Annotated in this window: 25 protein-coding genes, 1 pseudogene and 1 riboswitch; of the genes and pseudogenes, 14 read left to right on the plus strand and 12 right to left on the minus strand. The window is 60.2% G+C overall.

What is annotated here, in order from left to right:
- Nucleotides 1-126: 126 nt before the first annotated feature.
- Nucleotides 127-756 (minus strand): LysE family translocator, encoded by a 630-nt coding sequence (locus PDR5_RS23925; RefSeq protein ID WP_064599339.1) that lies wholly within the window; start codon nucleotides 754-756, stop codon nucleotides 127-129.
- A gap of 91 nt (nucleotides 757-847) precedes the next feature.
- Here PDR5_RS23925 and PDR5_RS23930 point away from each other — a divergent pair, with 91 nt between their 5' ends.
- The 3 genes from PDR5_RS23930 to PDR5_RS23940 all read left to right on the plus strand — a co-directional run bounded on the left by PDR5_RS23930 (nucleotide 848) and on the right by PDR5_RS23940 (nucleotide 3,681).
- Nucleotides 848-1,813: a 2-hydroxyacid dehydrogenase gene (locus PDR5_RS23930; protein ID WP_064599342.1), complete on the plus strand. Its 966-nt coding sequence runs from the start codon at nucleotides 848-850 to the stop codon at nucleotides 1,811-1,813.
- 33 nt (nucleotides 1,814-1,846) lie between these two features.
- Nucleotides 1,847-2,845, plus strand: a complete 999-nt coding sequence (locus PDR5_RS23935; RefSeq protein ID WP_064599344.1) for a class I SAM-dependent methyltransferase — start codon at nucleotides 1,847-1,849, stop codon at nucleotides 2,843-2,845.
- A gap of 39 nt (nucleotides 2,846-2,884) precedes the next feature.
- Nucleotides 2,885-3,009, plus strand: a riboswitch (yybP-ykoY riboswitch).
- 87 nt (nucleotides 3,010-3,096) lie between these two features.
- The gene (locus PDR5_RS23940; RefSeq protein ID WP_007956837.1) at nucleotides 3,097-3,681 is read left to right on the plus strand and encodes a TMEM165/GDT1 family protein; all 585 of its coding nucleotides are present in this window, start codon (nucleotides 3,097-3,099) and stop codon (nucleotides 3,679-3,681) included.
- 44 nt (nucleotides 3,682-3,725) lie between these two features.
- Here PDR5_RS23940 and PDR5_RS23945 read toward each other — a convergent pair whose 3' ends face one another.
- On the minus strand, nucleotides 3,726-4,544 hold the full coding sequence (locus tag PDR5_RS23945; RefSeq protein ID WP_039766290.1) for a M48 family metallopeptidase: 819 nt from the start codon (nucleotides 4,542-4,544) through the stop codon (nucleotides 3,726-3,728).
- A gap of 1,351 nt (nucleotides 4,545-5,895) precedes the next feature.
- On the opposite strand from PDR5_RS23945, the pseudogene PDR5_RS30600 reads away from it, so the two are divergent.
- Together PDR5_RS30600 and PDR5_RS30605 are read left to right on the plus strand one after the other, a co-directional pair.
- Nucleotides 5,896-6,090, plus strand: a pseudogene (locus PDR5_RS30600) (HAMP domain-containing protein); the annotation flags it as partial.
- A 114-nt stretch (nucleotides 6,091-6,204) separates the two neighbouring features.
- Nucleotides 6,205-6,948: a methyl-accepting chemotaxis protein gene (locus PDR5_RS30605; RefSeq protein ID WP_371857322.1), complete on the plus strand. Its 744-nt coding sequence runs from the start codon at nucleotides 6,205-6,207 to the stop codon at nucleotides 6,946-6,948.
- Nucleotides 6,949-7,188: 240 nt separating this feature from the next.
- On the opposite strand, the gene PDR5_RS23955 is transcribed toward PDR5_RS30605, so the two are convergent.
- The 3 genes from PDR5_RS23955 to PDR5_RS23965 are packed head-to-tail and all read right to left on the minus strand — an operon-like array spanning nucleotide 7,189 to nucleotide 8,301.
- Nucleotides 7,189-7,812: an SOS response-associated peptidase gene (locus PDR5_RS23955; RefSeq protein ID WP_064599348.1), complete on the minus strand. Its 624-nt coding sequence runs from the start codon at nucleotides 7,810-7,812 to the stop codon at nucleotides 7,189-7,191.
- Between the two features lie 36 nt (nucleotides 7,813-7,848).
- Nucleotides 7,849-8,109: a putative signal transducing protein gene (locus tag PDR5_RS23960; RefSeq protein WP_011335895.1), complete on the minus strand. Its 261-nt coding sequence runs from the start codon at nucleotides 8,107-8,109 to the stop codon at nucleotides 7,849-7,851.
- Nucleotides 8,110-8,118: 9 nt separating this feature from the next.
- Nucleotides 8,119-8,301, minus strand: coding sequence for a CPXCG motif-containing cysteine-rich protein (locus tag PDR5_RS23965; RefSeq protein ID WP_011335896.1), 183 nt, complete (start codon nucleotides 8,299-8,301; stop codon nucleotides 8,119-8,121).
- Between the two features lie 142 nt (nucleotides 8,302-8,443).
- Between PDR5_RS23965 and PDR5_RS23970 the strand changes: the two genes are divergently transcribed.
- Nucleotides 8,444-9,607, plus strand: a complete 1,164-nt coding sequence (locus tag PDR5_RS23970) for a 1-acyl-sn-glycerol-3-phosphate acyltransferase (protein ID WP_172829507.1) — start codon at nucleotides 8,444-8,446, stop codon at nucleotides 9,605-9,607.
- Nucleotides 9,608-9,656: 49 nt separating this feature from the next.
- On the opposite strand, the gene PDR5_RS23975 is transcribed toward PDR5_RS23970, so the two are convergent.
- Nucleotides 9,657-9,935 carry a hypothetical protein gene (locus PDR5_RS23975; protein ID WP_039766296.1) on the minus strand — a complete coding sequence of 93 codons (279 nt, stop codon included), beginning with the start codon at nucleotides 9,933-9,935 and terminating at the stop codon, nucleotides 9,657-9,659.
- A 193-nt stretch (nucleotides 9,936-10,128) separates the two neighbouring features.
- Between PDR5_RS23975 and PDR5_RS23980 the strand changes: the two genes are divergently transcribed.
- A complete protein-coding gene (locus PDR5_RS23980) occupies nucleotides 10,129-10,335 on the plus strand; it encodes a hypothetical protein (RefSeq protein ID WP_064599352.1) in 207 nt (68 codons plus the stop codon).
- Nucleotides 10,336-10,391: 56 nt separating this feature from the next.
- On the opposite strand, the gene PDR5_RS23985 is transcribed toward PDR5_RS23980, so the two are convergent.
- Nucleotides 10,392-10,976: a YajG family lipoprotein gene (locus PDR5_RS23985; RefSeq protein WP_007951676.1), complete on the minus strand. Its 585-nt coding sequence runs from the start codon at nucleotides 10,974-10,976 to the stop codon at nucleotides 10,392-10,394.
- Nucleotides 10,977-11,166: 190 nt separating this feature from the next.
- On the opposite strand from PDR5_RS23985, the gene PDR5_RS23990 reads away from it, so the two are divergent.
- The gene (locus tag PDR5_RS23990) at nucleotides 11,167-11,400 is read left to right on the plus strand and encodes a hypothetical protein (protein WP_039766297.1); all 234 of its coding nucleotides are present in this window, start codon (nucleotides 11,167-11,169) and stop codon (nucleotides 11,398-11,400) included.
- Between the two features lie 700 nt (nucleotides 11,401-12,100).
- Nucleotides 12,101-13,609: a malate dehydrogenase (quinone) gene (gene mqo / locus PDR5_RS23995; protein ID WP_064599354.1), complete on the plus strand. Its 1,509-nt coding sequence runs from the start codon at nucleotides 12,101-12,103 to the stop codon at nucleotides 13,607-13,609.
- 74 nt (nucleotides 13,610-13,683) lie between these two features.
- Here the strand turns inward: mqo and PDR5_RS24000 are convergent, their stop codons facing one another.
- The 3 genes from PDR5_RS24000 to PDR5_RS24010 form a co-directional block, all read right to left on the minus strand.
- Nucleotides 13,684-13,971, minus strand: a complete 288-nt coding sequence (locus tag PDR5_RS24000) for a PA4642 family protein (RefSeq protein WP_064599356.1) — start codon at nucleotides 13,969-13,971, stop codon at nucleotides 13,684-13,686.
- Between the two features lie 63 nt (nucleotides 13,972-14,034).
- A complete protein-coding gene (locus PDR5_RS24005; protein ID WP_064599358.1) occupies nucleotides 14,035-14,514 on the minus strand; it encodes a hypothetical protein in 480 nt (159 codons plus the stop codon).
- Between the two features lie 87 nt (nucleotides 14,515-14,601).
- Nucleotides 14,602-15,159 (minus strand): hypoxanthine-guanine phosphoribosyltransferase, encoded by a 558-nt coding sequence (locus PDR5_RS24010; RefSeq protein WP_007951681.1) that lies wholly within the window; start codon nucleotides 15,157-15,159, stop codon nucleotides 14,602-14,604.
- 165 nt (nucleotides 15,160-15,324) lie between these two features.
- Here PDR5_RS24010 and upp point away from each other — a divergent pair, with 165 nt between their 5' ends.
- The 3 genes from upp to PDR5_RS24025 all read left to right on the plus strand — a co-directional run bounded on the left by upp (nucleotide 15,325) and on the right by PDR5_RS24025 (nucleotide 18,454).
- Entirely contained in the window at nucleotides 15,325-15,963 is a 639-nt protein-coding gene (gene upp, locus PDR5_RS24015) for a uracil phosphoribosyltransferase (RefSeq protein ID WP_007951682.1), read from the plus strand.
- Nucleotides 15,964-15,965: 2 nt separating this feature from the next.
- Nucleotides 15,966-17,240, plus strand: a complete 1,275-nt coding sequence (locus PDR5_RS24020) for a uracil-xanthine permease family protein (RefSeq protein ID WP_039766305.1) — start codon at nucleotides 15,966-15,968, stop codon at nucleotides 17,238-17,240.
- 251 nt (nucleotides 17,241-17,491) lie between these two features.
- The gene (locus tag PDR5_RS24025) at nucleotides 17,492-18,454 is read left to right on the plus strand and encodes an IS110 family transposase (protein WP_064599360.1); all 963 of its coding nucleotides are present in this window, start codon (nucleotides 17,492-17,494) and stop codon (nucleotides 18,452-18,454) included.
- A 65-nt stretch (nucleotides 18,455-18,519) separates the two neighbouring features.
- Here PDR5_RS24025 and hemH read toward each other — a convergent pair whose 3' ends face one another.
- Both hemH and PDR5_RS24035 read right to left on the minus strand, forming a co-directional pair.
- Entirely contained in the window at nucleotides 18,520-19,545 is a 1,026-nt protein-coding gene (gene hemH / locus PDR5_RS24030) for a ferrochelatase (protein WP_064599362.1), read from the minus strand.
- A 13-nt stretch (nucleotides 19,546-19,558) separates the two neighbouring features.
- On the minus strand, nucleotides 19,559-20,461 hold the full coding sequence (locus tag PDR5_RS24035; protein ID WP_064599364.1) for a TIGR01777 family oxidoreductase: 903 nt from the start codon (nucleotides 20,459-20,461) through the stop codon (nucleotides 19,559-19,561).
- Between the two features lie 197 nt (nucleotides 20,462-20,658).
- Between PDR5_RS24035 and PDR5_RS24040 the strand changes: the two genes are divergently transcribed.
- On the plus strand, nucleotides 20,659-21,645 hold the full coding sequence (locus PDR5_RS24040; protein WP_039766309.1) for an NAD(P)/FAD-dependent oxidoreductase: 987 nt from the start codon (nucleotides 20,659-20,661) through the stop codon (nucleotides 21,643-21,645).
- Nucleotides 21,642-21,857, plus strand: coding sequence for a TIGR02450 family Trp-rich protein (locus tag PDR5_RS24045; protein ID WP_039766311.1), 216 nt, complete (start codon nucleotides 21,642-21,644; stop codon nucleotides 21,855-21,857). Before PDR5_RS24040 ends, PDR5_RS24045 begins: the two co-directional genes overlap by 4 nt.
- Nucleotides 21,858-21,967 lie beyond the last annotated feature (110 nt).

Here is a 21,967-nt window from a genome sequence, read left to right on the forward strand (position 1 = left end):
GCTTTGGAGTTTCGTACTCTAGAACCGTTATACGTCAGCCAAATCAGCCAAAGGAATGATTTGCAGAGCCGTACAAATGCTAGCTTTGCGCCAGCATTTGCCGAAACAGATGACAGCCCAGAAGGATCAATGCATCTCGGTGAACGCGAGTTTCACGCCGATGGCGATCAGCACCGCGCCCATGGTGCGGTCGAACCAGTGGCCCATGCGGGCGAAACCGGCGCGCACGCGTTGCTGGCTGAACAGCATGGCCACCAGGCAGAACCAGGTGGCGGTCGCAACGGCGAGATAAATGCCGTAACCGGCCTGGACTGTCAGCGGGGTGTGCGGGTTGATCACCACGGTGAACAGCGACAGGAAGAACAGCGTGGCTTTCGGGTTCAGGCCGTTGGTCACGAAACCCGAAGTGAACGCGCCACGGGCGGTGCGCTCGCCGGCCTCTTTGTGCAGATCATCGCTCACGGTTTTCGCCGGTTGCGCGCGCAGGGCCTTGAAGCCGATGTACAGCAGGTACGCGGCGGCTGCCCATTTCAAGGCGTTGAACAGCACGATCGATTGAGAAACGATCAGGCCGATCCCCAGCAGCGAATAACCCACGTGCAGGAAAATCGCCGTGCCCACGCCCAACGCGGTCCAGGTCCCGGCGCGTCGACCATGGGTCACGCTTTCGCGCACCACCACGGCGAAATCAGGACCGGGGCTGGCAACGGCCAACAGATGGATCAGGGCAACGGTCAAGAATTCGGTCCAGTACATGGGGGCTCCTTTCGGCCAAGCGTAACGAGTTGTTTCATCTGGTAGGCTCGGCAGATTACGCCTTCCCTTCAAAGCACGACAGGTACAGTTGATGACGAACGCCCACCGCGCCGTATTCCTCGATCACCCTTCGCTGGATCTTGGCGATCTCGACTTGAGCCCTTTGCGTGATTGCTTCAGTGATCTGCAACTGTCCGCTCAGACGTTGCCTGCGCAGGTAGCCGAGCGCCTGCAAGGTGCAACCGTGGCGATCAGCAACAAAGTGCTGATCGATTCCGCCGCCATGGCCGCCAACCCACAACTGAAACTGATCCTGATCACCGCGACCGGCACCAACAACGTCGATCTGGCCGCCGCTCGCGCCCACGGCATCACCGTATGCAACTGTCAGGGTTACGGCACGCCGTCGGTGGCGCAGCACACGATCATGCTGCTGCTCAACCTCGCCACGCGCCTGGCCGATTATCAAAAAGCCGTCGGCGAAGGCCGCTGGCAGCAGGCGAAACAGTTCTGCCTGCTGGATTACCCGATCGTCGAGCTGGAAGGCAAAACCCTCGGCCTGCTTGGACACGGCGAACTCGGCGGCGCGGTCGCGCGTCTGGCCGAAGCCTTCGGCATGCGTGTGTTGCTGGGGCAGATTCCGGGGCGACCGACCCGTCCGGATCGTCTGCCGCTGGAAGAATTGCTGCCGCAGATCGACGCCCTCACCCTGCACTGCCCGCTCAACGAACACACTCGGCACTTCATCGGCGCCCGCGAACTCGCTTCGATGAAACACGGCGCTTTCGTGGTCAACACCGCCCGTGGTGGACTGATCGATGAACAGGCCCTGACCGATGCCCTGCGCAGCGGTCATCTGGGCGGCGCTGCCACCGATGTGCTGAGCGTCGAGCCGCCGACCCAAGGCAATCCGCTGCTGGCAGCCGATATCCCGCGCCTGATCGTTACCCCGCACAACGCCTGGGGCAGCCGCGAAGCGCGGCAGCGAATCGTCGGCCAACTGGTGGAAAACACCCAGGCGTTCTACAGCGGTAAGGCGCTGCGGGTCGTCAGTTGATAAACTGCGGCACTTTTTTTCACAGGAGCAGTTATGGATCCGCGCAGTGAAGTACTGCTTCGTCAGGCCGAGTTATTCCAGGGTTCAGTGTTGCTGGCCGGTTTGCCTGCCGATGATCTTTTGGGGCGCCTGCCCGAGGCGTTTGGCTGGTGCTGGCACGCCGGCGACCAGGCTGCACTCGATGCGCGCTTCGAAGGGCGCAGCCATTTTGGCGTGAACGTGCCGGAGCGCTCGTTCGACACGGCGGTGGTGTTCCTGCCCAAGGCCAAGGACCTGACCGATTACATCCTCAATGCCGTGGCTTCACGCCTGGCCGGGCGCGAGGTGTATCTGGTCGGGGAAAAACGCAGCGGTATCGAAGGCGCTTCCAAACAGCTCAACCCGTTCGGCAAACCGCGCAAGCTCGACAGCGCGCGCCATTGCCAATTGTGGCAAGTGACGGTGGCCAACGCTCCTGAAGCCAAACCGCTGGAAAGCCTGGCGCAGACCTACGAACTGCCGCTGGCCGAAGGTCCGTTGAAAGTCATCAGCCTGCCGGGCGTATTCAGCCACGGCCGACTGGATCGCGGCAGCGCCCTGCTGCTGGAACATCTGGACAAACTGCCGAGCGGCCATCTGCTGGACTTCGGTTGCGGCGCCGGCGTGCTGGGTGCGGCGGTCAAGCGTCGTTACCCGCACAATCAGGTCACCTTGCTCGACGTTGATGCCTTCGCTGCCGCCAGCAGCCGTTTGACCCTGGCGGCCAACGGTCTGGAAGCCGAAGTGCTGACCGGTGACGGCATCGATGCCGCGCCGATGGGTTTGAACGCGATCCTGAGCAACCCGCCGTTCCATGTCGGTGTGCATACCGACTATTTCGCTACCGAAAACTTGCTACGAAAAGCGGCCAAACATCTGAAAAACGGCGGCGAACTTCGCTTGGTTGCCAACAGCTTCCTGAAATATCAACCGCTGATCGAAGAGCATCTCGGGGTGTGTGCGATCAAGGCCGAAGGCAATGGATTCCGGATTTACCGGGCCAAGCGCGGCTGAAAATTTGTTCTTGCTCTATCGGATTCGCGAAGGCAGAATCCGCTCCGTCCTAGGGGAGTAGTCTCCCACGAGCGCCAAGCTCGTCCGGCATACGTCAACATACTTGATCCTCAGATCATGGCGTATGCGACCCAAGCGTCCGCAGCAGACGGATCGCAGGGTTTGACAAGACCTATGACACGCACACCTTACCCGGGGCGGGAAGGCTGTACGTGTCATAGCCGTGTCGACCCGCCCCTTAGGAAATCCTGATGCTGGACTCGTTACTCGTTCCCACCGCAATCGTTGCCTTGGCCGAAATCGGCGACAAGACGCAACTGCTCGCGCTGATTCTCGCCGCTCGCTTTCGCAAACCCTGGCCGATCATCGCCGGTATCGTGGCTGCGACCCTGGCCAACCACGCGGCAGCGGGTGCGGTCGGCGCCTGGTTCGGCAGCTTCTTCTCCGATTCGGTCCTGCACTGGATTCTTGCCGCGAGCTTCGCCGCCACCGCCCTGTGGACGTTGGTGCCGGACAAGATGGATGACGATGAAGCCAGCACCGCCCGCAAGTTCGGGCCATTCCTGACCACGCTGATTGCGTTCTTCCTCGCGGAAATCGGCGACAAGACCCAGATCGCCACGGTGATGCTGGCGGCGCAATACCCGGAGCTGTGGCTGGTGATTATTGGCACCACGGCGGGCATGCTGATCGCGAACGTGCCGGTGGTACTGGCGGGTAATTTTGCGGCAGAGAAACTGCCACTGACTCTGATCCGTCGACTGGCGGCCTCGGCGTTCCTGATCCTGGCGATTGTCGCGGTGTACAAGGCGATGCAGAGCAGCGGCTGGGTTTGATCCGGCAGATCGCTCCCGCATTGAGTGCGGGAGCGATCATGACTTCAGGACTTGGGCGCTTTCTCGTAAAGCGGCATGACTTTCGGAATCGCCGCCTGCAAGGCAGCCGTGCGGCTGCTGGAAGACGGGTGAGTGCTCATGAACTCCGGCGGTGCGCCTTCAGAGGCCTTGCTCATCTTGTCCCACAAAGTGATGGCGGCGTTCGGGTTGTACCCGGCACGCGCGGCGAGTTCCAGACCGATCAGGTCAGCCTCGTTTTCGTTGGCGCGGCTGTTCGGCAGCGTCATGCCATAGTTGGCCACGGTGTCGGCCAGCGCCAGGCTGTCCTGACCCAGGCCGAGCAACGCACCGGCGCCCTGCTTGGCCATTTCGATGCCATAGGCCTTGGACATCGCTTCCCGACCGTGCTCGCGCAAGGCGTGGGCGATTTCATGGCCCATGACTGCGGCGATTTCATCGTCGGTAAGTTTCAGGCTGTCGATCAGCCCGGTGTAGAAAATGATCTTGCCGCCAGGCCCGCAGTTGGCGTTGAGCTCGTCGCTCTTGATCAGGTTGACTTCCCATTTCCACTGCGCCGCGTCCGGGCGGAAGTTCGGTGCCTGGGCAATCAAGCGGTTGGCAATCGCCTGAACACGCTTGGCATCGTTGCTGGTCTTGTCCAGCACGCCTTTGCTGGACGCTTCGCCCACGGTCTTCTGATAGGACTGGGCATACATCTGGTCGACCTCTTGCGAGGACAGCATGCTGAACATGTACTGCTTGCGTTCCACGCCCACGGCACCGCCGCTGGTGGTGTTGACCGACTGACAACCGGCCAGCAACAGCGCTGCGCTCAGTGCACTTACAACCAATGTCTTGTTCATTCAAAAGCTCCCTGAAAACCTGTCGCGTATCCTAGGCGGGTAATTGTATCGGCGCCAGATACAACGGACGTGATGCATCCACTTTCGCAAGACCCGCCCGCCCCTGTAGGAAAAGATTCACATCCGCCGCCAATCCCTCTGCCACAGCGTCGCGCACTGATCCATTTGCGACATCCGCCCTCAATTGATCCCTCGTCACCTCATGGCGCAATAGTGGCTGCCGATACAGGAGCGCAGACGTCCTCTCGCGCGCGGAGCTCCCATGAAGTTCAAGTCGATCCAGTTTTCCGTGGCCGCCCTGGCCGGCGCCATCGTACTCAGCGTGGTCGCCGCGCTGGTGCTGTATGCGCTGTTCTCCGGTGCCCGCACCCAGGAAATGGTCCAGCAACGGACCCAGGCCCAGTTCGAGCAAGTCATCGAACAGCGCCTGACCTCGCTGGCGCAGACTCAGGTCAGCCAGATCCAGCGCGAACTCGAAGCACCGCTGCTGATTGCCGGCGGACTGGTGCGGGTCAACGCCCTGCTCGGCACGCCGGGCGCCGATGGTCAGCCGCGACTGACCGTCAACCGTGAGCAACTGATCAGCCTGATCAAGGAAAACGTCGAGAAGAATCCGAAGATTCTCGGCACTTACATCGGCTGGGAAAAAAACGCACTGGACCATAATGACGCGGCCTACGTCGGCACTCAGGTTGTCGGCATCGACCCTGGCAACGGTCGTTTCCTGCCGTGGTGGTTCCGCAACGACGACGGCACCCTGGGCCTGGACAAACTGGTGGACGTCGACGACCAGAAAGTCCTGTCCACCGGCGTGCGCGCCAGCGAGTACTACCTGTGCTCGAAAGAAACCAAAAAATCCTGCGTGATCGATCCGGCCCCGTACAAGGTCGGCGACAAGATCGTCATGCTCGCCTCCTTTATCGAACCGATCATGCTCAACGGCGCCTTCCAGGGCATCGTCGGCGCCGACCTGTCGGTGAACTTCATCCAGGAAATGCTCCTGAGCGCTAACCAGAAACTGTACAGCGGCGCCGGGCAAATGGCCCTGATCGGCGGCAACGGCCGGATCGTCGCCTACACCAAGGACCCAAGCAAATTCGGCGAGAAGGTCAGCGACATCCTCGACGCCCAGCAGATTGCCAACATGGCCAATCTCAAGCGCGGCGAAGTGACGTACACCGTCAATAAAGAGCAAGGCCGGATCGAGTTGTACCTGCCATTCGGCATCGGCCAGACCGACGCACGCTGGACGCTGATGCTGCAACTGCCGCTCGACGCGGTGATGGCCGACCTGCAAAAGCTCCAAGGCGACCTCGACGCCCAGCGCAAATCCGACACCTTCGGCATGGCCATGGTCGGCCTGATCATCGCCGGCCTTGGCTTGCTGGTGATCTGGCTGGTGGGTCACGGCATCGCTCGCCCGCTCAAACAGATGGTGACCATGCTCGATGACATCGCCCAAGGCGAAGGCGATCTGACCCGCCGCCTGACCAGTGATCGCAACGACGAACTCGGTTCAATCGCCAAAGGCTTCAATACCTTCCTCGCCAAACTGCAGGGGATGATCACGCAGGTGGTGTCGTCGGTACAGAGCGTCAGCGATTCCTCGGAGCACACGGCGGACATCGCGATCCGCACCAATATCGGCATTCAGAAACAGATGGCCGAGATCGATCAGGTCGCCACCGCCGTGCAGGAAATGACCGCCACCGCGCAAGACGTGGCGCGTAACGCGACCCAAGCTGCACAAGCCGCCAGCCACGCCGATCAGGCCGCCAGTCAGGGCATGCAGATCGTGCGCGACACCTCCAATTCGATCGGTGTGCTGGCCGTGGAAATCGGCAAAGCTGTGGACGTGGTGCAGACCCTGGCCAAGGACAGCGAGAACATCAACGCGATCCTTATTGCCATTCGCGGGATCGCCGAGCAGACCAACCTGCTGGCCCTCAACGCGGCGATTGAAGCGGCCCGCGCTGGTGAACAGGGACGCGGATTTGCGGTGGTGGCCGATGAAGTGCGCAACCTGGCGCAGAAAACCCAGAAGGCCACCGAAGAAATCCAGAGCATGATCCAGCAACTGCAACAGGGCACACGCGATGTGGTGCGGGTCATGGAGGACAGCCAGAACCGCACCGACGAAAGTGTGCAGCACGCGGCGAAGGCAGCCGAAGCACTGGAAACGATTACTCAGGCGGTTTCGGTGATCAACGACATGAACACCCAGATCGCCAGCGCTGCCGAGGAACAGAGCGCGGTGGCCGACGATATCAACCGCAATGTGATCAATATCGGTCAGGTGGCGAACGAAGTGGCGGGTGGTGCGGATGAGTCGAGTTCGGCGAGTGCCGATCTGACCAAACTGGCGGAGCAGCAGCGGCGGTTGATCAACCAGTTCAAGGTCTGACGTCGAAGGCTAAAAGTCAAAAGCCAAAAGCTCCCTCACCCTAACCCTCTCCCGGAGGGAGAGGGGACTGATGGGGGATATTTCAAAATGACACCGACCTGAAAGATATTCGCTGAATCCATAATCAACTCGGTGTATCAAGTCGCTGGATCGCTCAAGACACCTCGGTCGGCTCCCTCTCCCACCGGGAGAGGGCTGGGCGGGCGGCGTTCCGATGAGGGGGCTTTTGATCTGGATGCATCAGGCCGGGGTCAGGCATTCCGGGCCATTGAGCTTCGGATCATTGACCAGATTCGCCAGCACCCGCTCGCGCAAGGCCGCGGGTTCGCTGGCGAGCAGGCCTTGCAGGACATGCAGCGGCGTTTCGGGATCGAGCCACGCCGCCTGCCCCGCCTCATCGAGTATCAAAGGACGGCGCTGACTGGCCGCCGGCTGGGTGATCACCGCCGTGCTCAGCCACACCTGTTCCTGCACCGGATACGCCTCCCAGATCGCCGCAAAAAACAGCGAAGCCCCCTCTCCCGGTGTCAGCCAGTACGGCCGTTTGCGCACGTTGCCGCGCCATTCGTAAAACCCGTTGGCCGGCAGCAGACAACGACGCAAGCGCAGGGCTTCACGGAACATCGGCTGTTCGGCGACAGTTTCGGCCCGAGCGTGGGCCGGGGTGCGCGACAGGTCGGTCAGCCACGGCGGTGTCAGCCCCCAACGGGCACGGGCCAGCGTGCGCTGGCCGTCGGGTTCGGCGCGCAGCATCAACACCGAATCGTTGGGGGAAATGTTCCACTGCGCCTGCTGATCGGCAGGAAAACCTGGCAGGGACGCGAAATCGCGGTTCCAGCGAAACAGGGCATAACGTCCACACATGGGGCAGCACGACTCACAAATAAAACGAACGCCAGCCTAACAGACCAGCGTCCCGGGATAGCTGTCCGGTTCATCGCCGGGCAGCGGCAGCGCGGCATTGTACGCACTGATCAGCTCACGGGCGTATTCGGCCTGGTCGTTATCGACCGACAGGCCCAGCAGTCCAAAGATCGGCAACTCGCCCGTGCCGCCCAGCAGATCGCGCCCGACCAGATGCGCCTCGATGCCCTCGCTGGCGAGCATGCCCTTGAGCATCTCGCCTTCCATCAGGTTTTCCGGTTCGTAGATTCGCTGCATGGCCGTGCCTCACTCGTTTTCGCTGAAGACTTCCAGAAACCAGTCCTCTCCATGGACCTGCAACACAAAGGTGATCGGCCGACAACACACCTGACAGTCTTCAATATAGGTCTGGTCGCCAGCGGAGAGATCCACGGTCGTCTCGACCTCTTCACCACAATACGGACATTCATATACTGCGCTTTCCAGCATCGCGGTCTCCCGGGTGACTTGTGCGTATAATCGCCGGTCTATTTGCAGGGCTATTTTTGTCTGGCTACTTTTTCAGGCCGTGCCCCGTTGGTTTTCGATCAAAACCTTTACTTACCCTAGCCGTTTCCAACAAGAGAGCATGATGGGCGAATTCGATGCCATCCGACCTTACGACGACAGCGAAGTACCTGCGGTACTGGCGCGACTGCTCGGCGACAAGGCGTTTCTAGATATCCTCACCCACTTCCGCTTCCCGCGTTTTGCCGGTGCCTTCGGCTGGATGCTCAAACCACTTATAGCCCATCGGCTGCGTCGTGAGTTTGCCGACGTAACCTCCGTGGCCACGTTGCAGGACAAGGTCGAGTTCTACGTCGACCACACCATCGAGCGCGCCACCGACGGCGTGACCTACACCGGTGTCGAGCAATTCAAGTCCGGCAGCGCTTATCTGTTCATCGCCAACCACCGCGACATCGTGATGGACCCGGCCTTCGTCAACTACGCCGTGTACCACGCCGGCCTGCCGACGCCGCGCATCGCGATTGGCGACAACCTGCTGCAAAAGCCGTTCGTCAGCGACCTGATGCGCTTGAACAAGAGCTTCATCGTGCATCGCTCGATCACCGGGCGCCGCGAGAAAATGGCCGCGTATCAACTGCTGTCGGCGTACATCAACCACTCGATCCGCAACGATTGCGCCTCGATCTGGATCGCCCAGGCTGAAGGCCGCGCGAAGGACGGCGACGACCGTACCGAGTCGGCGATCCTCAAGATGTTCCACATGAGTCGCAAGGACGAGCCGTTCGGCGGAGTCATTCAGTCGCTGAACCTGACCCCGGTGTCGATCAGCTACGAATACGACCCGTGCGATCAGGCCAAGGCCCGCGAGCTGTACATCCGCGCCACCACCGGCACCTACAGCAAGGCGCCGGGCGAGGATGACGTCAGCATCGCCAAGGGCATCACCGGCTACAAGGGCCGGGTGCACGTGAACTTCGCCGCGCCGATCACCGAGCTGTTCGAAGACACCAAGCAATTGGCGGTCGAGATGGACAAGCAGATTCTCGGTGGCTACCGGTTGTTCCCGGTGCATTACCTGGCATACGCGCAGTGGGCGGATGCCGACCCGCAATTGAACGTGCCGAAGGCTGCCGAGGTGTTTGGTGCCGAGGAACTGGCCAAGGCCCAGGAAGAATGGCAGAACCGTCTGGACGCCTGCCCCGAGGAGCATCGTCCGTATCTGGTGCTGCAATATGCGACGCCGGTGCGCAATCAGTACCGGGTCAAGGCTGGCCTGCCGCTGTAAGCGGTTTTGGCCGGATACAAGAACGGCGCCTTCGGGCGCCGTTCTTCGTTCAGAAGCGGGTACTGATCCACGACACCAGCAGCGCCAGGCCCAGGCAGGCAAAACCGAAGCGGTAGAAGAAGCGGTTCATGCGCAGGGTCGCCCAATCGAGTACCGGCTCCCGATCGGGTTGGTTCTGGCGCTGGGCTGCGATACTGGCCATGGCCCGCTGTTCACGGCGACGGGTCGCGTGCAGCAGCCAACTGCCGGGAAAGGCCAACAGCAGGGCGAGCAGATTGATCAGTTTGGCGGGATGGGCGGTAAACAGCGTCATCAAGTGCAGCGACATCACAGACCTCAATCTAAACCGGTATGGCGAGCGCCAGACCGACGACCGCGGCGCGGATTCTACCGGAACCCTCCCCGACTGCCCTACCCTTTGCGACAAATAGCCCCTCAATCGACCGATGGCTGTCCTGTGTCACGGCATCGTCATTTGTTTCAGTCACCCTGCGCGCCTCGAAACCGACACGGAACGCGACATGCTTCACGCTGAAAACCAGGATCGCCTGTACCTCATCTCTCCGTCCGACGAGCAGCAAGCCCTCGTCGGCAGCCTGGCCTTCAATGTTCAGGACCGTCACTGGCTGGTGTATTGCGCCCTCGGCGGGCACCAGCATGCAGACTTGCCCGAGACCGACCTGCTGACCGGCGTCAGCGTCCTCGACCTCTATTCACAAGCCGCCTGAACGAAAAAGCCCGGAGCCATCACTGGCCCCGGGCTTTTTTCGCAGCAACCGAATACTTACTCGGCGAGGACCTGACCCACGGTCGGATCCTTGAACAGACGGGTCAGCGCATCGCTCAGCACATCGCTGACCAGTTTGGTGTTGGTTTCCTGGTTCGGCGCCATGCCGAAACGCTGATCCAGCGAGGCACCGTAACGGCCGCTGTAGCGACGGTTGGCGTTCTGCACGTCGGAGCGGAAGGTGGCGCCGATGGTGGCTTCGGTCACGTACATGCCTTCTTTGGGCGACTGGTACTTCAGTTCGGCCAAAGTCACGGTCAACTGCGGTGCATTGGGCGCGTTGTTGGTCGGGGTGAACCCGAGCAGACGCACGGCGGCTTCAGCCTGGGCCTGCAGCTTCGGCAGGATCTGCTCGCGCTGCACGGTGATGGCGCTGGTTTCCGGGTACAGGCCGCCACGGGTGCCGAGGGTTGGCGACGGACGACCGTCGACCACGCGAACCACGACAGGCTGGCCATGGCCGACCGGTGCCAGCTGAGTGGTCAGCTTCGGTTCCGGGCTCAGTTGTTGCGGGCTGTGGGCGCAGCCAACCAGGGTCAAACTGGTCACAGTGATCAAACCGAACAACAGGCGTTGCAACATGCTCTTCTCTCCAGAATCAGGCACAGACAGGCCGGCAGTATAGCGGTGGGCCACTGTGGGTCACCAGCACTGAAATCTCTGACAAAACCCGCTGCCAGCGGTTCCTGTCACACATTCGTCACCCCCCATACACGTGCGCGTCACGGCCCTTTGCCAATCTTCCTCACAGATCCCTAAAAGGAGCACTGCCATGCGCTATCTGATCTCGTTGTTCGCCCCACGCCCACTGCACCGCAGCTTCGCCCTGCTCGACCGCAACGGCCATTGCCAGGCCTTCAAGCAATGCAGCCTGCAACCGATGGGTGATGGCTGGGTGGAAATCGAGGAAATCCGTCTCAACTGGCTGCACCAGCCACTGCCCGCCAGCGCCCGGGTCGAACAGCAGCGCCCACGCGCACGGGCTCAGGCGATGTTGAGCATCTGACCGGATGCCTAATAAAAGTCATTAAACTCGACCAACTCCGCGCATTTCTTCGATACAATCTCCCCCCGATTATAAGGACGTCTCCTGATCGGGCCCCGCAACAGCGTCAATGCGCTTGCATTGGCATCCAAATCGCCCACAGAGAGCCGCCCACACAGATCGAGTGAAGCTGGCGTGCTTGCTGTTTCCCTGGCAAATCCCGCTTTTCGCGAATCTGCAGAGCTGTCATGACGCTCGGCCACTGAGTTGTTTGCCCCTCCGGGCACGGTGCCAGCCCCGGACAGCCCTTTTTGAGGTTCACGTCTTCAAAAGAGCGTGAAAAAAACGGGTTTTCACAACTTCACAAGAGTGTGGCGAGCAAATGAATAGTTTTGCGTCTGAACATGCACCATTAGCGTCTGAAACAGCCCAACGACACAGGAACGGGAACGCCTCGACTACCGGAGCCTGAAGCCTGTCCGCTACGGATTTGGTTGCACAAACGGATGTCTCGACCATAAGTCGAATTGCCAGCCCCGTGCCGAAATGAGTTCATGGGACTCTTGAAGCCAGGCCGCACGCATCCGTCGAAGTTGCGAAAAATTGCGAAGATTCGGACATGGCACACCTGACCAAAGATACCCGGGGCTCAACTGACCTGCCCTGGACGCCTGGCAGCCATGCCGACAATTTGGTGCTGCAGATTTTGGAGACGCGTTAAATGGCGCATAACGAAGCAGTCGACGTAGTTCTGGTTGGGGCCGGCATCATGAGTGCCACCCTCGCAGTACTGCTCAAGGAACTCGACCCGGCGATCAAGCTGGAAGTCGTCGAGCTGATGGATTCCGGTGCCGCGGAGAGTTCCAACCCATGGAACAACGCCGGTACCGGCCACGCCGGCCTGTGCGAGCTGAACTACACGCCGCAGGCTGCCGACGGCACCGTCGACATCAAGAAGGCCGTGCACATCAACACCCAGTTCGAGGTGTCGAAGCAGTTCTGGTCGTACCTGACCAAGAAAGGCACGTTCGGCTCGTGCAAATCCTTTATCAGCCCGGTGCCGCACCTGAGTTACGTCGAGGGTGAGAAAGGCGTGTCGTTCCTCAAGGAACGTTTCAATACGCTGCACAAGCACCACGCCTTCGCCGACATGGAATACACCGAAGACAAGGCGAAGATGGCCGAGTGGATGCCGCTGATGATGCCGGGTCGTCCAAAAGACCAGGTACTCGCCGCCACCCGCGTGATCAACGGCACCGACGTCAACTTCGGCGCCCTCACCAATCAGTTGCTCAAGCACCTGACCAGCGCCCCCGATGCTCAGGTCAAGTACTGCAAGCGCGTGACCGGCCTCAAGCGTAACGGCAATGGCTGGACCGTCAGCATCAAGGACGTCAACAGCGGCAGCAGCCGTGAAGTCGACGCCAAGTTCGTGTTCCTCGGCGCCGGTGGCGCGGCCCTGCCGCTGCTGCAGGCTTCGGGCATCGAAGAAAGCAAAGGCTTCGGCGGCTTCCCGATCAGCGGCCAGTGGCTGCGTTGCGACAACCCGGAGGTGGTCAAGCATCACCAGGCCAAGGTTTACAGCCAGGCCGCCGTGGGTTCGCCACCGATGTCCGTGCCGCACCTCGACACCCGCGTGGTCGACGGCAAGAAATCCCTGCTGTTCGGGCCATACGCCGGTTTCACCACCAAGTTCCTCAAGCACGGCTCCTTCATGGACCTGCCGCTGTCGGTTCGCGCCGGCAACATCGGGCCGATGCTGGCCGTGGCGAAAAACAACATGGACCTGACCAAGTACCTGGTCAGCGAAGTGATGCAGTCGATGGAACAGCGCCTGGAATCCCTGCGCCGTTTCTACCCCGAGGCGAAAGCCGAAGACTGGCGCCTGGAAGTGGCCGGCCAACGGGTGCAGATCATCAAGAAAGACCCGAAAAAGGGCGGCATCCTGCAGTTCGGTACCGAACTGGTGGCCGCGAAGGACGGCTCCCTCGCCGCCCTGCTCGGTGCTTCGCCGGGTGCTTCGGTGACCGTCTCGATCATGCTGGAACTGATCGAGAAGTGCTTCCCGGCCAAGGCCAAGGGTGAATGGGCTGCCAAACTGGCGGAAATCTTCCCGGCCCGTGAAAAGGTCCTGGAAACCGACGCGGCGCTGTATCGCAAGATCAACACGCAGAACAACATTGCGCTTGAACTGGTGGAAGAAAGCAGCGAGACCCCAAGCTTCGCTTGATATTGCGACATAAAAAACGCCCCGCACTCAGTGAGTGCGGGGCGTTTTTTTATGCCTTGGGAAAGCCGCGGATATCAGACGCGGGCTTTCTCGATCAGCTCGATGTATTCCGCAGCGTTGCGTTGATCGCGGATCTGGTCGATGAAGGTCTTGCCGTGCTCGTCCTTGCCATCGACGTCATAACCGGCTTCGACGAAGAACGTCAGGAAGCGTTCGAAATCGTCGATGCGCAGGCCACGATAAGCCTTGACCAGTTTGTGCAGCGACGGCGAGGTGGCGTCGACCGGCTCAAAATCGAGGAACAGCTTGATCTGCTCATCGCCGATCTCGTCACCAATCACTTGCTTCTTATCTTTACGCATTGCCGACTCCAGCTCGCAGACATTTCACGGGGCGGGCAGTTTACCCCTGCGCAGGCACAAGGCTCAACGCGAGCGCGTACTGCCGGTGTGCAAATCGGCCCAGATGTGGCCGTTGGCGTAACTGAGAAATTGCACGTAGACCGTATCGTTGCGCAACAGATCGATCACCACCCGGTACTGGGCCAGCGGGTAGTAGAGCGTGAGAGTCTTGCTCTTGTCGTCGTACACCGGCTTTTTCAGGCTTTTGCTTTCGCCATCGAAGTTGACCAGCACCTGATTGATCGTCGCGCCCTTGTTCAGGGATTTGCCCTTGAGGCGGATCATCAATGGCGAGGTCACCGGGATCGGCTGTTGGTTGGATTGGCGCTGGGCCCCCACGACCACTGAATAGTCGGTGACCTGCAACAGTTGCTGCTGCTCGGGTTCCGCATCGCGCAGGGTCAGGTCGTCCGGCGGCAGGAATTGACTGTGCATCGGGGCGGCGGCCAGGGGCAGGCTGAGGGTCAGCAACAGGGCGGCGCAGCTGCGGATCAAGAGGCTCATGACAGGCTCCGGGGGGCGGGGCCGAGCACTTTAGCAGTCTTTAAAAGCAAAAGATCGCAGCCTGGGGCTGCGATCTTTCAGGGGTTCTTACATGCCTTTGACGGCGAAGATCCCGTTGGCGTTGCGCCAGTAGCCTTTGTAGTCCATGCCGTAGCCGAAGATGTAACGGTCGATGCACGGCAGACCGACGAAATCGGCTTTCAGGTCAGGACGGGCCTTGCGGTCGTGGTCCTTGTCGATCAGCACGGCGGTGTGCACTTTGCGCGCGCCGGCGTGACGGCAGAAGTCGATGATCGCGCCCAGGGTGTGCCCTTCGTCGAGAATGTCGTCGATGATCAGCACATCACGGTCGATGAACGAGACTTCCGGCTTGGCTTTCCAGAACAGGTCGCCGCCGCTGGTTTCGTTGCGATAGCGGGTGGCGTGCAGGTAGGACGCTTCCAGCGGGAACTGCAGATGGGTCAGCAGTTTGCCGGAGAAGATCAGGCCGCCGTTCATCACGCAGAACACCACCGGGTTACTGTCGGCCAGTTGTTCGTTGATTTGTGCACCGACGCGGGCAATGGCAGCCTCGACTTCAGCTTCGGTGTACAGGCAGTCAGCCTCTCGCATGATTTGACGGATATGCTCGAGATCAGCGGACATGGCGCTCTCCAAGGGGGGTCTGTTTCGGAAAAGCGAGCAAAGGTACGCATCCCGCACGGCCGAATCAAGCATTTGTGGACTAACGTACTGTATGTCCTATAGGACATCACCGTCGGATAGATTAATCTAGGCCGGTTTTTTTGCCCGCCGCCGGAGCCTTTCCCCATGTCCATCCAAGAGATCCGCCATCCGCTGATCCGTCACAAACTTGGCCTTATGCGCCGTGCAGACATCAGCACCAAGAATTTCCGCGAACTCGCGCAGGAAGTCGGTGCCCTGTTGACCTATGAAGCGACCAAAGACCTGCCGCTGGAAACCTACGATATCGAAGGTTGGTGCGGCACTGTGTCGGTCGAGAAAATCGCCGGCAAGAAAATTACCGTCGTGCCGATCCTGCGTGCCGGCATCGGCATGCTCGAAGGCGTGTTGAGCCTGATCCCGGGCGCAAAAGTCAGTGCCGTGGGCGTTGCCCGTAACGAAGAAACCCTGCAGGCCCACACCTACCTGGAAAAACTGGTTCCGGAAATCGACGAACGCCTGGCGATGATCATCGACCCGATGCTCGCCACCGGCAGCTCCATGGTCGCAACCATCGACCTGCTGAAGAAAGCCGGTTGCAAGGACATCCGCGCGATGGTGCTGGTTGCCGCGCCGGAAGGCATTGCCGCTGTCGAGAAAGCTCACCCGGACGTGATCATCTACACCGCGTCCATCGATCAGAAACTCAACGAGCACGGTTACATCATTCCTGGGCTTGGCGATGCCGGTGACAAGATCTTCGGCACCAAGCAGAAGGACGCGTAAGCATGCAGCAAGAGTTCAACGATCCGCTCTGGCGCACGGTGCTGTCCGGCGCACAGATGCTGTTCGTGGCTTTCGGCGCCCTGGTGCTGATGCCACTGATCACGGGCCTTGACCCGAACGTGGCACTGTTTACCGCAGGTCTGGGAACAATCCTGTTCCAGATCGTCACCGGACGTCAGGTGCCGGTATTCCTGGCGTCGAGCTTCGCCTTCATTACCCCGATCATTCTCGCCAAGGGCCAGTTCGGCCTCGCCGCGACCATGGGCGGCGTGATGGCGGCCGGTTTCGTCTACACCTTCCTCGGCCTGGCCGTGAAGATCAAGGGCACCGGGTTCATTGACCGTTTGCTGCCGCCGGTGGTGATCGGCCCTGTGATCATTTCCATCGGTCTGGCCATGGCGCCGATTGCCGCGAACATGGCGATGGGCAAGGCCGGCGACGGTTCGGAACTGATCCATTACCAGACCGCCATGATGATCTCGATGCCGGCGCTGCTGACCACATTGATCGTGGCGGTGTTCGGCAAGGGCATCTTCCGTCTGGTGCCGATCATTTCCGGCGTGCTGGTGGGTTTTGCCCTGTCCTTCTACTTCGGCGTGGTCGACACCGCGAAAATTGCCGCAGCACCGTGGTTCGCCCTGCCGGCCTTCACCGCACCGGAGTTCAACTGGCAGGCAATCCTGTTCATCGTCCCGGTAGCTTTGGCCCCGGCCATCGAACACATCGGCGGCGTGATTGCCGTCGGCAGCGTGACGGGTCGCGACTACCTGAAGAAGCCGGGCCTGCATCGCACCCTGCTCGGTGACGGGATCGCCACCACTGCAGCCGGCCTGTTCGGCGGCCCGCCCAACACGACCTACGCGGAAGTCACCGGCGCAGTGATGTTGACCAAGAACTACAACCCGAAAATCATGACCTGGGCGGCGATCTTCGCCATCAGCCTGGCGTTCATCGGCAAGTTCGGCGCCCTGCTGCAAAGCATTCCGGTGCCGGTGATGGGCGGGATTCTGTGTCTGCTGTTCGGTTCGATCGCGGCAGTGGGGATGAACACCCTGATCCGTCACAAGATCGACCTGGGCGAAGCGCGCAATCTGGTGATCGTTTCGGTAACCCTGGTGTTCGGTATCGGCGGTGTGCTGGTCGGCACCGGCACAGGTCCGGACGACTTCGGCCTCAAAGGCATCGCGCTGTGCGCGGTGGTGGCGATTGCGCTGAACCTGCTGCTGCCGGGCAATGACGGCTGGAAGCAGAAAAAGGCGGATGAGCCGCTGATCTAAACTTTTAGATCTTCATCGCCTGACAGTCAGCCTTCGCGAGCAAGCCCGCTTGTATGTTTAGACTTGAAGGGGTGGGCGGGACTAAAAGCTCGATTCCGACTCTAGCCAGTACGGACCGTGGGAGACTTCTCGTCCCGCCCTTTCTACCTAAAGCGCCGATAAGGAATTCATCGGTAAAACCGACGATAGAGGCAAGCCAGCGCTACGGTAGACCCCGACAAGCTCTTAAACCCTAGCTCCGAGGATTCGTCATGACAATCCTTACCTCGCCAACGGTGATTGGTGTCGATGTGGCCAAAGCCGAAATCGTCGCTTATCGCGAAGATCTGAAAAACATTCAGGTCATCAACAACGACCGTACGTCTATAGGTCGTTGGCTGAAGACCCTGCCCGCACAAAGCTCGATTTCCCTGGAAGCCACTAATCTCTACCACCTGGATACGGCCGAACTGGCCTATGGTATGGGGCATCGGGTTTACGTCGTGGACCCTTACCGGGTGAGCCATTACCGCGAAAGCATCGGTCAGCGTGCAAAAACCGACCCTTGTGATGCACGTCTTCTGGCGCGTTATCTAACCAGTGAACAGCACCGGCTGCGGGTCTGGAGCCCACCACCACGGCACTACACGGTGTTGAAAAGTCTGCTTAACAAGCGTGCGCAGCTGATGAAGGCCCGAGTCAGTATCATGCTGAGCTGGTCAAACGAACCTCTCCTTGAAGATCTTTTGGCCCATGGGTTGGAGCATTTCAAACAGCTTGATCAGGCCATTCAGGAATTACTTCGCAAAGTCAGCCAAGAGGCCGGCATTAGCGAAAACATCAGACGCTGCAAAGCGATTGAAGGGATTGGTGAACTCACGGCAACGGGACTGGCAACTACGTACATGCGAGGTGAGTTCGCCAGCGCCGATGCGTTCATCGCCTTTCTGGGAATGGATTTGAAGGCAAAGGACTCAGGCAAGAAACACAGTCCTCGCCACTTGAGCAAAAAAGGTGACGGGGAATTACGGCGTCTTGCACACAATGCAGCTATGGCAGCTTGTCGGTCCCCTGTTTGGAAACCGTTCTATGAATCCTATCTGGCAAGAGGTCTAGCCAGAACCCAGGCCTTGGTCATCCTCGCCCGTAAGCTTTGCCGGGTGGCATTCGCCCTCATGAAAAATCAGAGCGAATACCAACCCAATTTAAGGTTGCAGGGTTCCCCTGCAACATAGAATCTCCCACATTGAAATGCAATCAAATGTGGGAGCGGGCTTGCTCGCGAAGCTTTTGGCTCTTACTAGAGGGCCAGTGGCGCCCGTTCACAAAGTGTTGCCAACGCCTTCGCCCAATGCGGGTCGTCATTCAGGCACGGCACCAGCACCAACTCCTCGCCCCCTGCCTCACAAAACTGTTCCTTGCCGCGATCGCCGATCTCTTCCAGGGTCTCGATGCAATCGGCGACGAACGCCGGGCACATCACCAGAATCTTCTTCACGCCGCTTTTGGCCAGTTCATCCAGCCGCGCTTCGGTGTAGGGCTCGATCCATTTCGCCCGGCCCAGCCGCGACTGAAACGACACCGACCACTTGCCGTCCGGCAGCCCCATGCGCTCAGCGAACAACGCCGCTGTGCGCAGACATTGGGCGCGATAACAGGTGGCCAATACGGCAGCCGAGGCGTTCTTGCAGCAATCTTCATTTTTGAAGCAATGATTGCCGGTCGGGTCGAGCTTGGTCAGGTGCCGCTCAGGCAAACCATGGAAGCTCAGCAACAGGTGTTCGTAATCCTGCTGCAAATGCGGTTTGGCGCTGGCCACCAGGGCGTCGAGATATTCCGGCTGATCGTAGAACGGCTGCAACACCGACAGTTGCACATCGAGTTTTTTCTCGCGCACCACCCGCTTGGCTTCTTCGATCACGGTGGTCGTGGTGCTGTCGGCAAACTGTGGATAAAGCGGCGCGAGGGTGATGCGTTTGTGTCCCGCCGCGACCAGTTTCAGCAGATTTGTCTCGATGGACGGCTCACCGTAACGCATGGCCAGCTCCACCGGGCCGTGGGTCCACTGCGCCTTCATCTGCTGTTGCAGGCGACGACTGAGTACCACCAGCGGCGACCCTTCGTCCCACCAGATCGAGGCGTAGGCATGGGCCGACTGCTCCGGGCGCTTGATCAGAATCAGCGACACCAGCAGACGCCGCACCGGCCACGGCAGGTCGATCACGTACGGGTCCATCAGGAATTGATTGAGATAGCGGCGCACGTCGGCCACCGAAGTGGAGGCCGGTGAACCCAGGTTGACCAGAAGCAAGGCGTGATCGGTCATGCAACGTCCTATTTCAGAGGCGGCTGGAAAGATCGTCCAGGGCCGCGCGTAAATCCGTGAACCGGAAAGTGAATCCCGCTTCCAGCAAGCGTTTGGGCGTGGCCCGTTGGCCACCCAGCAACAGCAATGACATCTCGCCGAGCCCGACCTTCAAGGCGAGGGCCGGCATCGGCATGAACGCCGGGCGGTGCAACACGCTGCCCAGGGTCTTGGCGAATTCGCGATTGCGCACAGGTTTCGGCGCGCACGCATTATAAGGACCGCTCGCCTGATCGCGATGCAGAAGAAAATCAATCAGGGCGATTTGGTCATCGATATGAATCCACGGCATCCACTGCCGACCGTTGCCCAAAGGCCCGCCCAGCCCGAGCTTGAACGGCAGCAGCAGGCGCGACAAAAAGCCGCCCTCGGCCGACAGCACCAGCCCGGTGCGCACCAGCACCACGCGAATGTCCATCGCTTCGGCGCGTTGCGCGGTTTCCTCCCAGGCGATGCATAACTGACTGGCGAAATCGTCAATCACCGGTGGCGAGTCCTCGGTCAACTCGCGCTCGCCGCCGTCACCGTACCAACCCACGGCTGAGCCCGAGATCAGCAGCGACGGTTTCTGCCCGCGATGTTCCAGCCACGCCAGCAACGCTTCGGTCAGCGTAATCCGACTGCTCCACAACAACGCCTTGCGCCGATGGGTCCACGGCCGGTCGGCGATCGGCGCGCCGGCCAGGTTGACGATCACGTCGACCGGTTCGTCGCCAAGGTCCTCCAGACGCGCAATGCCACGCACCTGGGCGCCACAGATTTTCGCGACTTTTTCCGGACGACGACTCCAGACCGTCAGGCGATGCCCCTGTGTGGACCAATGCCGGCAAAGCTGACGTCCGATCAATCCAGTACCGCCGGTCAGCAATATGTGCATGACTTCTTCCTCGCGTGGCGTTTTACCCCGATCACTAGTCTATTTTTATAAACAGGGATCTTTTCTATCGGGCAGGCTCTATTGTTTAACCATAGGCCAAGCTGTCAGAACAAGAACGCTGGAAGTTATACCAAAAAACATAATTGTACAGGTTTCATCCACGGCGTAGTCTGTACAGAAAGGTAAACGAGGCCCCTATGACTGTACCTATCGCAATCATTGGCACCGGCATCGCCGGACTCTCCGCCGCCCAGGCGCTGACAGATGCCGGGCATACCGTTCAGTTGTTCGATAAAAGTCGCGGCAGCGGCGGGCGCATGTCGAGCAAGCGCAGCGATGCCGGTTCGCTGGACATGGGTGCGCAATACTTCACTGCCCGTGATCGGCGCTTCGTGACCGAAGTCCAGCGCTGGCAAAGCAAAGGCTGGGTCGCCGAATGGGCACCGCAGCTCTATACCTTTCATGGCGGGCAGTTGAACCTGTCGCCTGACGAACAGACCCGCTGGGTCGGCACGCCGCGCATGAGCGCCATCACCCGGGGCCTGCTCGATGGCCTGGAAGTGCATTTCGCCTGCCGGATCACCGAGGTCTATCGCGGCGAAGAACACTGGCACCTGCAAGATGCCGAAGGTTTCACCCACGGACCATTCAGCCACGTGGTGGTCGCCACACCGGCGCCTCAGGCTACTGCCCTGCTGGCCTCCGCACCGAAACTCGCCGGTGCCGCCGCCGGCGTGAAAATGGACCCGACCTGGGCCGTCGCCCTCGCCTTCGATACACCGCTGGATACGCCAATCGAAGGCTGCTTCGTCCAGGACAGCGCCCTCGATTGGCTGGCCCGCAACCGCAGCAAACCGGGACGCGACACCACGTGCGACACCTGGGTCCTGCACGCCACCAGTGCCTGGAGCCGGCAGCACATCGATCTGCCCAAGGAAGCGGTGATCGAACAATTGCACGGTGCCTTCGCCGAGTTGCTGCACAGCGCCATGCCGGCCCCGACCTTCAGCCTCGCCCACCGCTGGCTCTATGCCCGGCCGGCCAGCAGTCATGAATGGGGCACCCTGGCCGACGCCGATCTGGGCCTGTATGCCTGTGGCGACTGGTGCCTGTCGGGTCGGGTCGAAGGGGCATGGCTCAGTGGCCAGGAGGCGGCAAGACGCTTGCACGAACACCTGCAGTGAATCGCATCAACCCCCGCAAATTGCTGCTGTCGAAATGGACAGCAGCTCACCCGCAAAACCGTGAAAAGCATTTTCTGGTGACCGAACTGTTCCGCGACGAGGACGGCACGGTGCTGGAAATCGAACTGCAGGCGGTGCTGACCCGGCGTACCGAGCAATGCGACTGGCATGCCCTGCAGGATGATTCACGCTGGAAAATGGGCTGGCGCTAAAAACCTCAAAAAAACTTATACAAACAGTTTGACTTGTACACCCATAAATCTATGCTGAAAGCATGGTGTACAAATCTATTTGTCTGTACAGGTTCAGATTCGAGGTTGCT

The sequence above is a fragment of the Pseudomonas sp. DR 5-09 genome (assembly GCF_001655595.1).
GTDB classification, from domain to species: domain Bacteria; phylum Pseudomonadota; class Gammaproteobacteria; order Pseudomonadales; family Pseudomonadaceae; genus Aquipseudomonas; species Aquipseudomonas pharyngis.

Excerpts from the sequence above, each read along its gene's own strand:
- PDR5_RS23960 (WP_011335895.1), bottom strand. The coding sequence starts at position 8,109 with ATGCAGCGAATCTACGAACCGGAAAACCTGATGGAAGGCGAGATGCTC.
- PDR5_RS24020 (WP_039766305.1), top strand. The coding sequence starts at position 15,966 with ATGCAGCAAGAGTTCAACGATCCGCTCTGGCGCACGGTGCTGTCCGGC.
- PDR5_RS23935 (WP_064599344.1), top strand. The coding sequence starts at position 1,847 with ATGGATCCGCGCAGTGAAGTACTGCTTCGTCAGGCCGAGTTATTCCAG.
- PDR5_RS23980 (WP_064599352.1), top strand. The coding sequence starts at position 10,129 with ATGCTTCACGCTGAAAACCAGGATCGCCTGTACCTCATCTCTCCGTCC.
- PDR5_RS23985 (WP_007951676.1), bottom strand. The coding sequence starts at position 10,976 with ATGTTGCAACGCCTGTTGTTCGGTTTGATCACTGTGACCAGTTTGACC.
- PDR5_RS23930 (WP_064599342.1), top strand. The coding sequence starts at position 848 with ATGACGAACGCCCACCGCGCCGTATTCCTCGATCACCCTTCGCTGGAT.
- PDR5_RS23955 (WP_064599348.1), bottom strand. The coding sequence starts at position 7,812 with ATGTGTGGACGTTATGCCCTGTTTCGCTGGAACCGCGATTTCGCGTCC.
- PDR5_RS23940 (WP_007956837.1), top strand. The coding sequence starts at position 3,097 with ATGCTGGACTCGTTACTCGTTCCCACCGCAATCGTTGCCTTGGCCGAA.
- PDR5_RS23970 (WP_172829507.1), top strand. The coding sequence starts at position 8,444 with ATGGGCGAATTCGATGCCATCCGACCTTACGACGACAGCGAAGTACCT.
- PDR5_RS24010 (WP_007951681.1), bottom strand. The coding sequence starts at position 15,159 with ATGTCCGCTGATCTCGAGCATATCCGTCAAATCATGCGAGAGGCTGAC.
- PDR5_RS24000 (WP_064599356.1), bottom strand. The coding sequence starts at position 13,971 with ATGCGTAAAGATAAGAAGCAAGTGATTGGTGACGAGATCGGCGATGAG.
- hemH (WP_064599362.1), bottom strand. The coding sequence starts at position 19,545 with ATGACCGATCACGCCTTGCTTCTGGTCAACCTGGGTTCACCGGCCTCC.
- upp (WP_007951682.1), top strand. The coding sequence starts at position 15,325 with ATGTCCATCCAAGAGATCCGCCATCCGCTGATCCGTCACAAACTTGGC.
- PDR5_RS23945 (WP_039766290.1), bottom strand. The coding sequence starts at position 4,544 with ATGAACAAGACATTGGTTGTAAGTGCACTGAGCGCAGCGCTGTTGCTG.
- PDR5_RS23925 (WP_064599339.1), bottom strand. The coding sequence starts at position 756 with ATGTACTGGACCGAATTCTTGACCGTTGCCCTGATCCATCTGTTGGCC.
- PDR5_RS24005 (WP_064599358.1), bottom strand. The coding sequence starts at position 14,514 with ATGAGCCTCTTGATCCGCAGCTGCGCCGCCCTGTTGCTGACCCTCAGC.
- mqo (WP_064599354.1), top strand. The coding sequence starts at position 12,101 with ATGGCGCATAACGAAGCAGTCGACGTAGTTCTGGTTGGGGCCGGCATC.
- PDR5_RS24025 (WP_064599360.1), top strand. The coding sequence starts at position 17,492 with ATGACAATCCTTACCTCGCCAACGGTGATTGGTGTCGATGTGGCCAAA.
- PDR5_RS24040 (WP_039766309.1), top strand. The coding sequence starts at position 20,659 with ATGACTGTACCTATCGCAATCATTGGCACCGGCATCGCCGGACTCTCC.
- PDR5_RS23975 (WP_039766296.1), bottom strand. The coding sequence starts at position 9,935 with ATGTCGCTGCACTTGATGACGCTGTTTACCGCCCATCCCGCCAAACTG.
- PDR5_RS24035 (WP_064599364.1), bottom strand. The coding sequence starts at position 20,461 with ATGCACATATTGCTGACCGGCGGTACTGGATTGATCGGACGTCAGCTT.
- PDR5_RS23965 (WP_011335896.1), bottom strand. The coding sequence starts at position 8,301 with ATGCTGGAAAGCGCAGTATATGAATGTCCGTATTGTGGTGAAGAGGTC.
- PDR5_RS30605 (WP_371857322.1), top strand. The coding sequence starts at position 6,205 with ATGGCCGAGATCGATCAGGTCGCCACCGCCGTGCAGGAAATGACCGCC.
- PDR5_RS23990 (WP_039766297.1), top strand. The coding sequence starts at position 11,167 with ATGCGCTATCTGATCTCGTTGTTCGCCCCACGCCCACTGCACCGCAGC.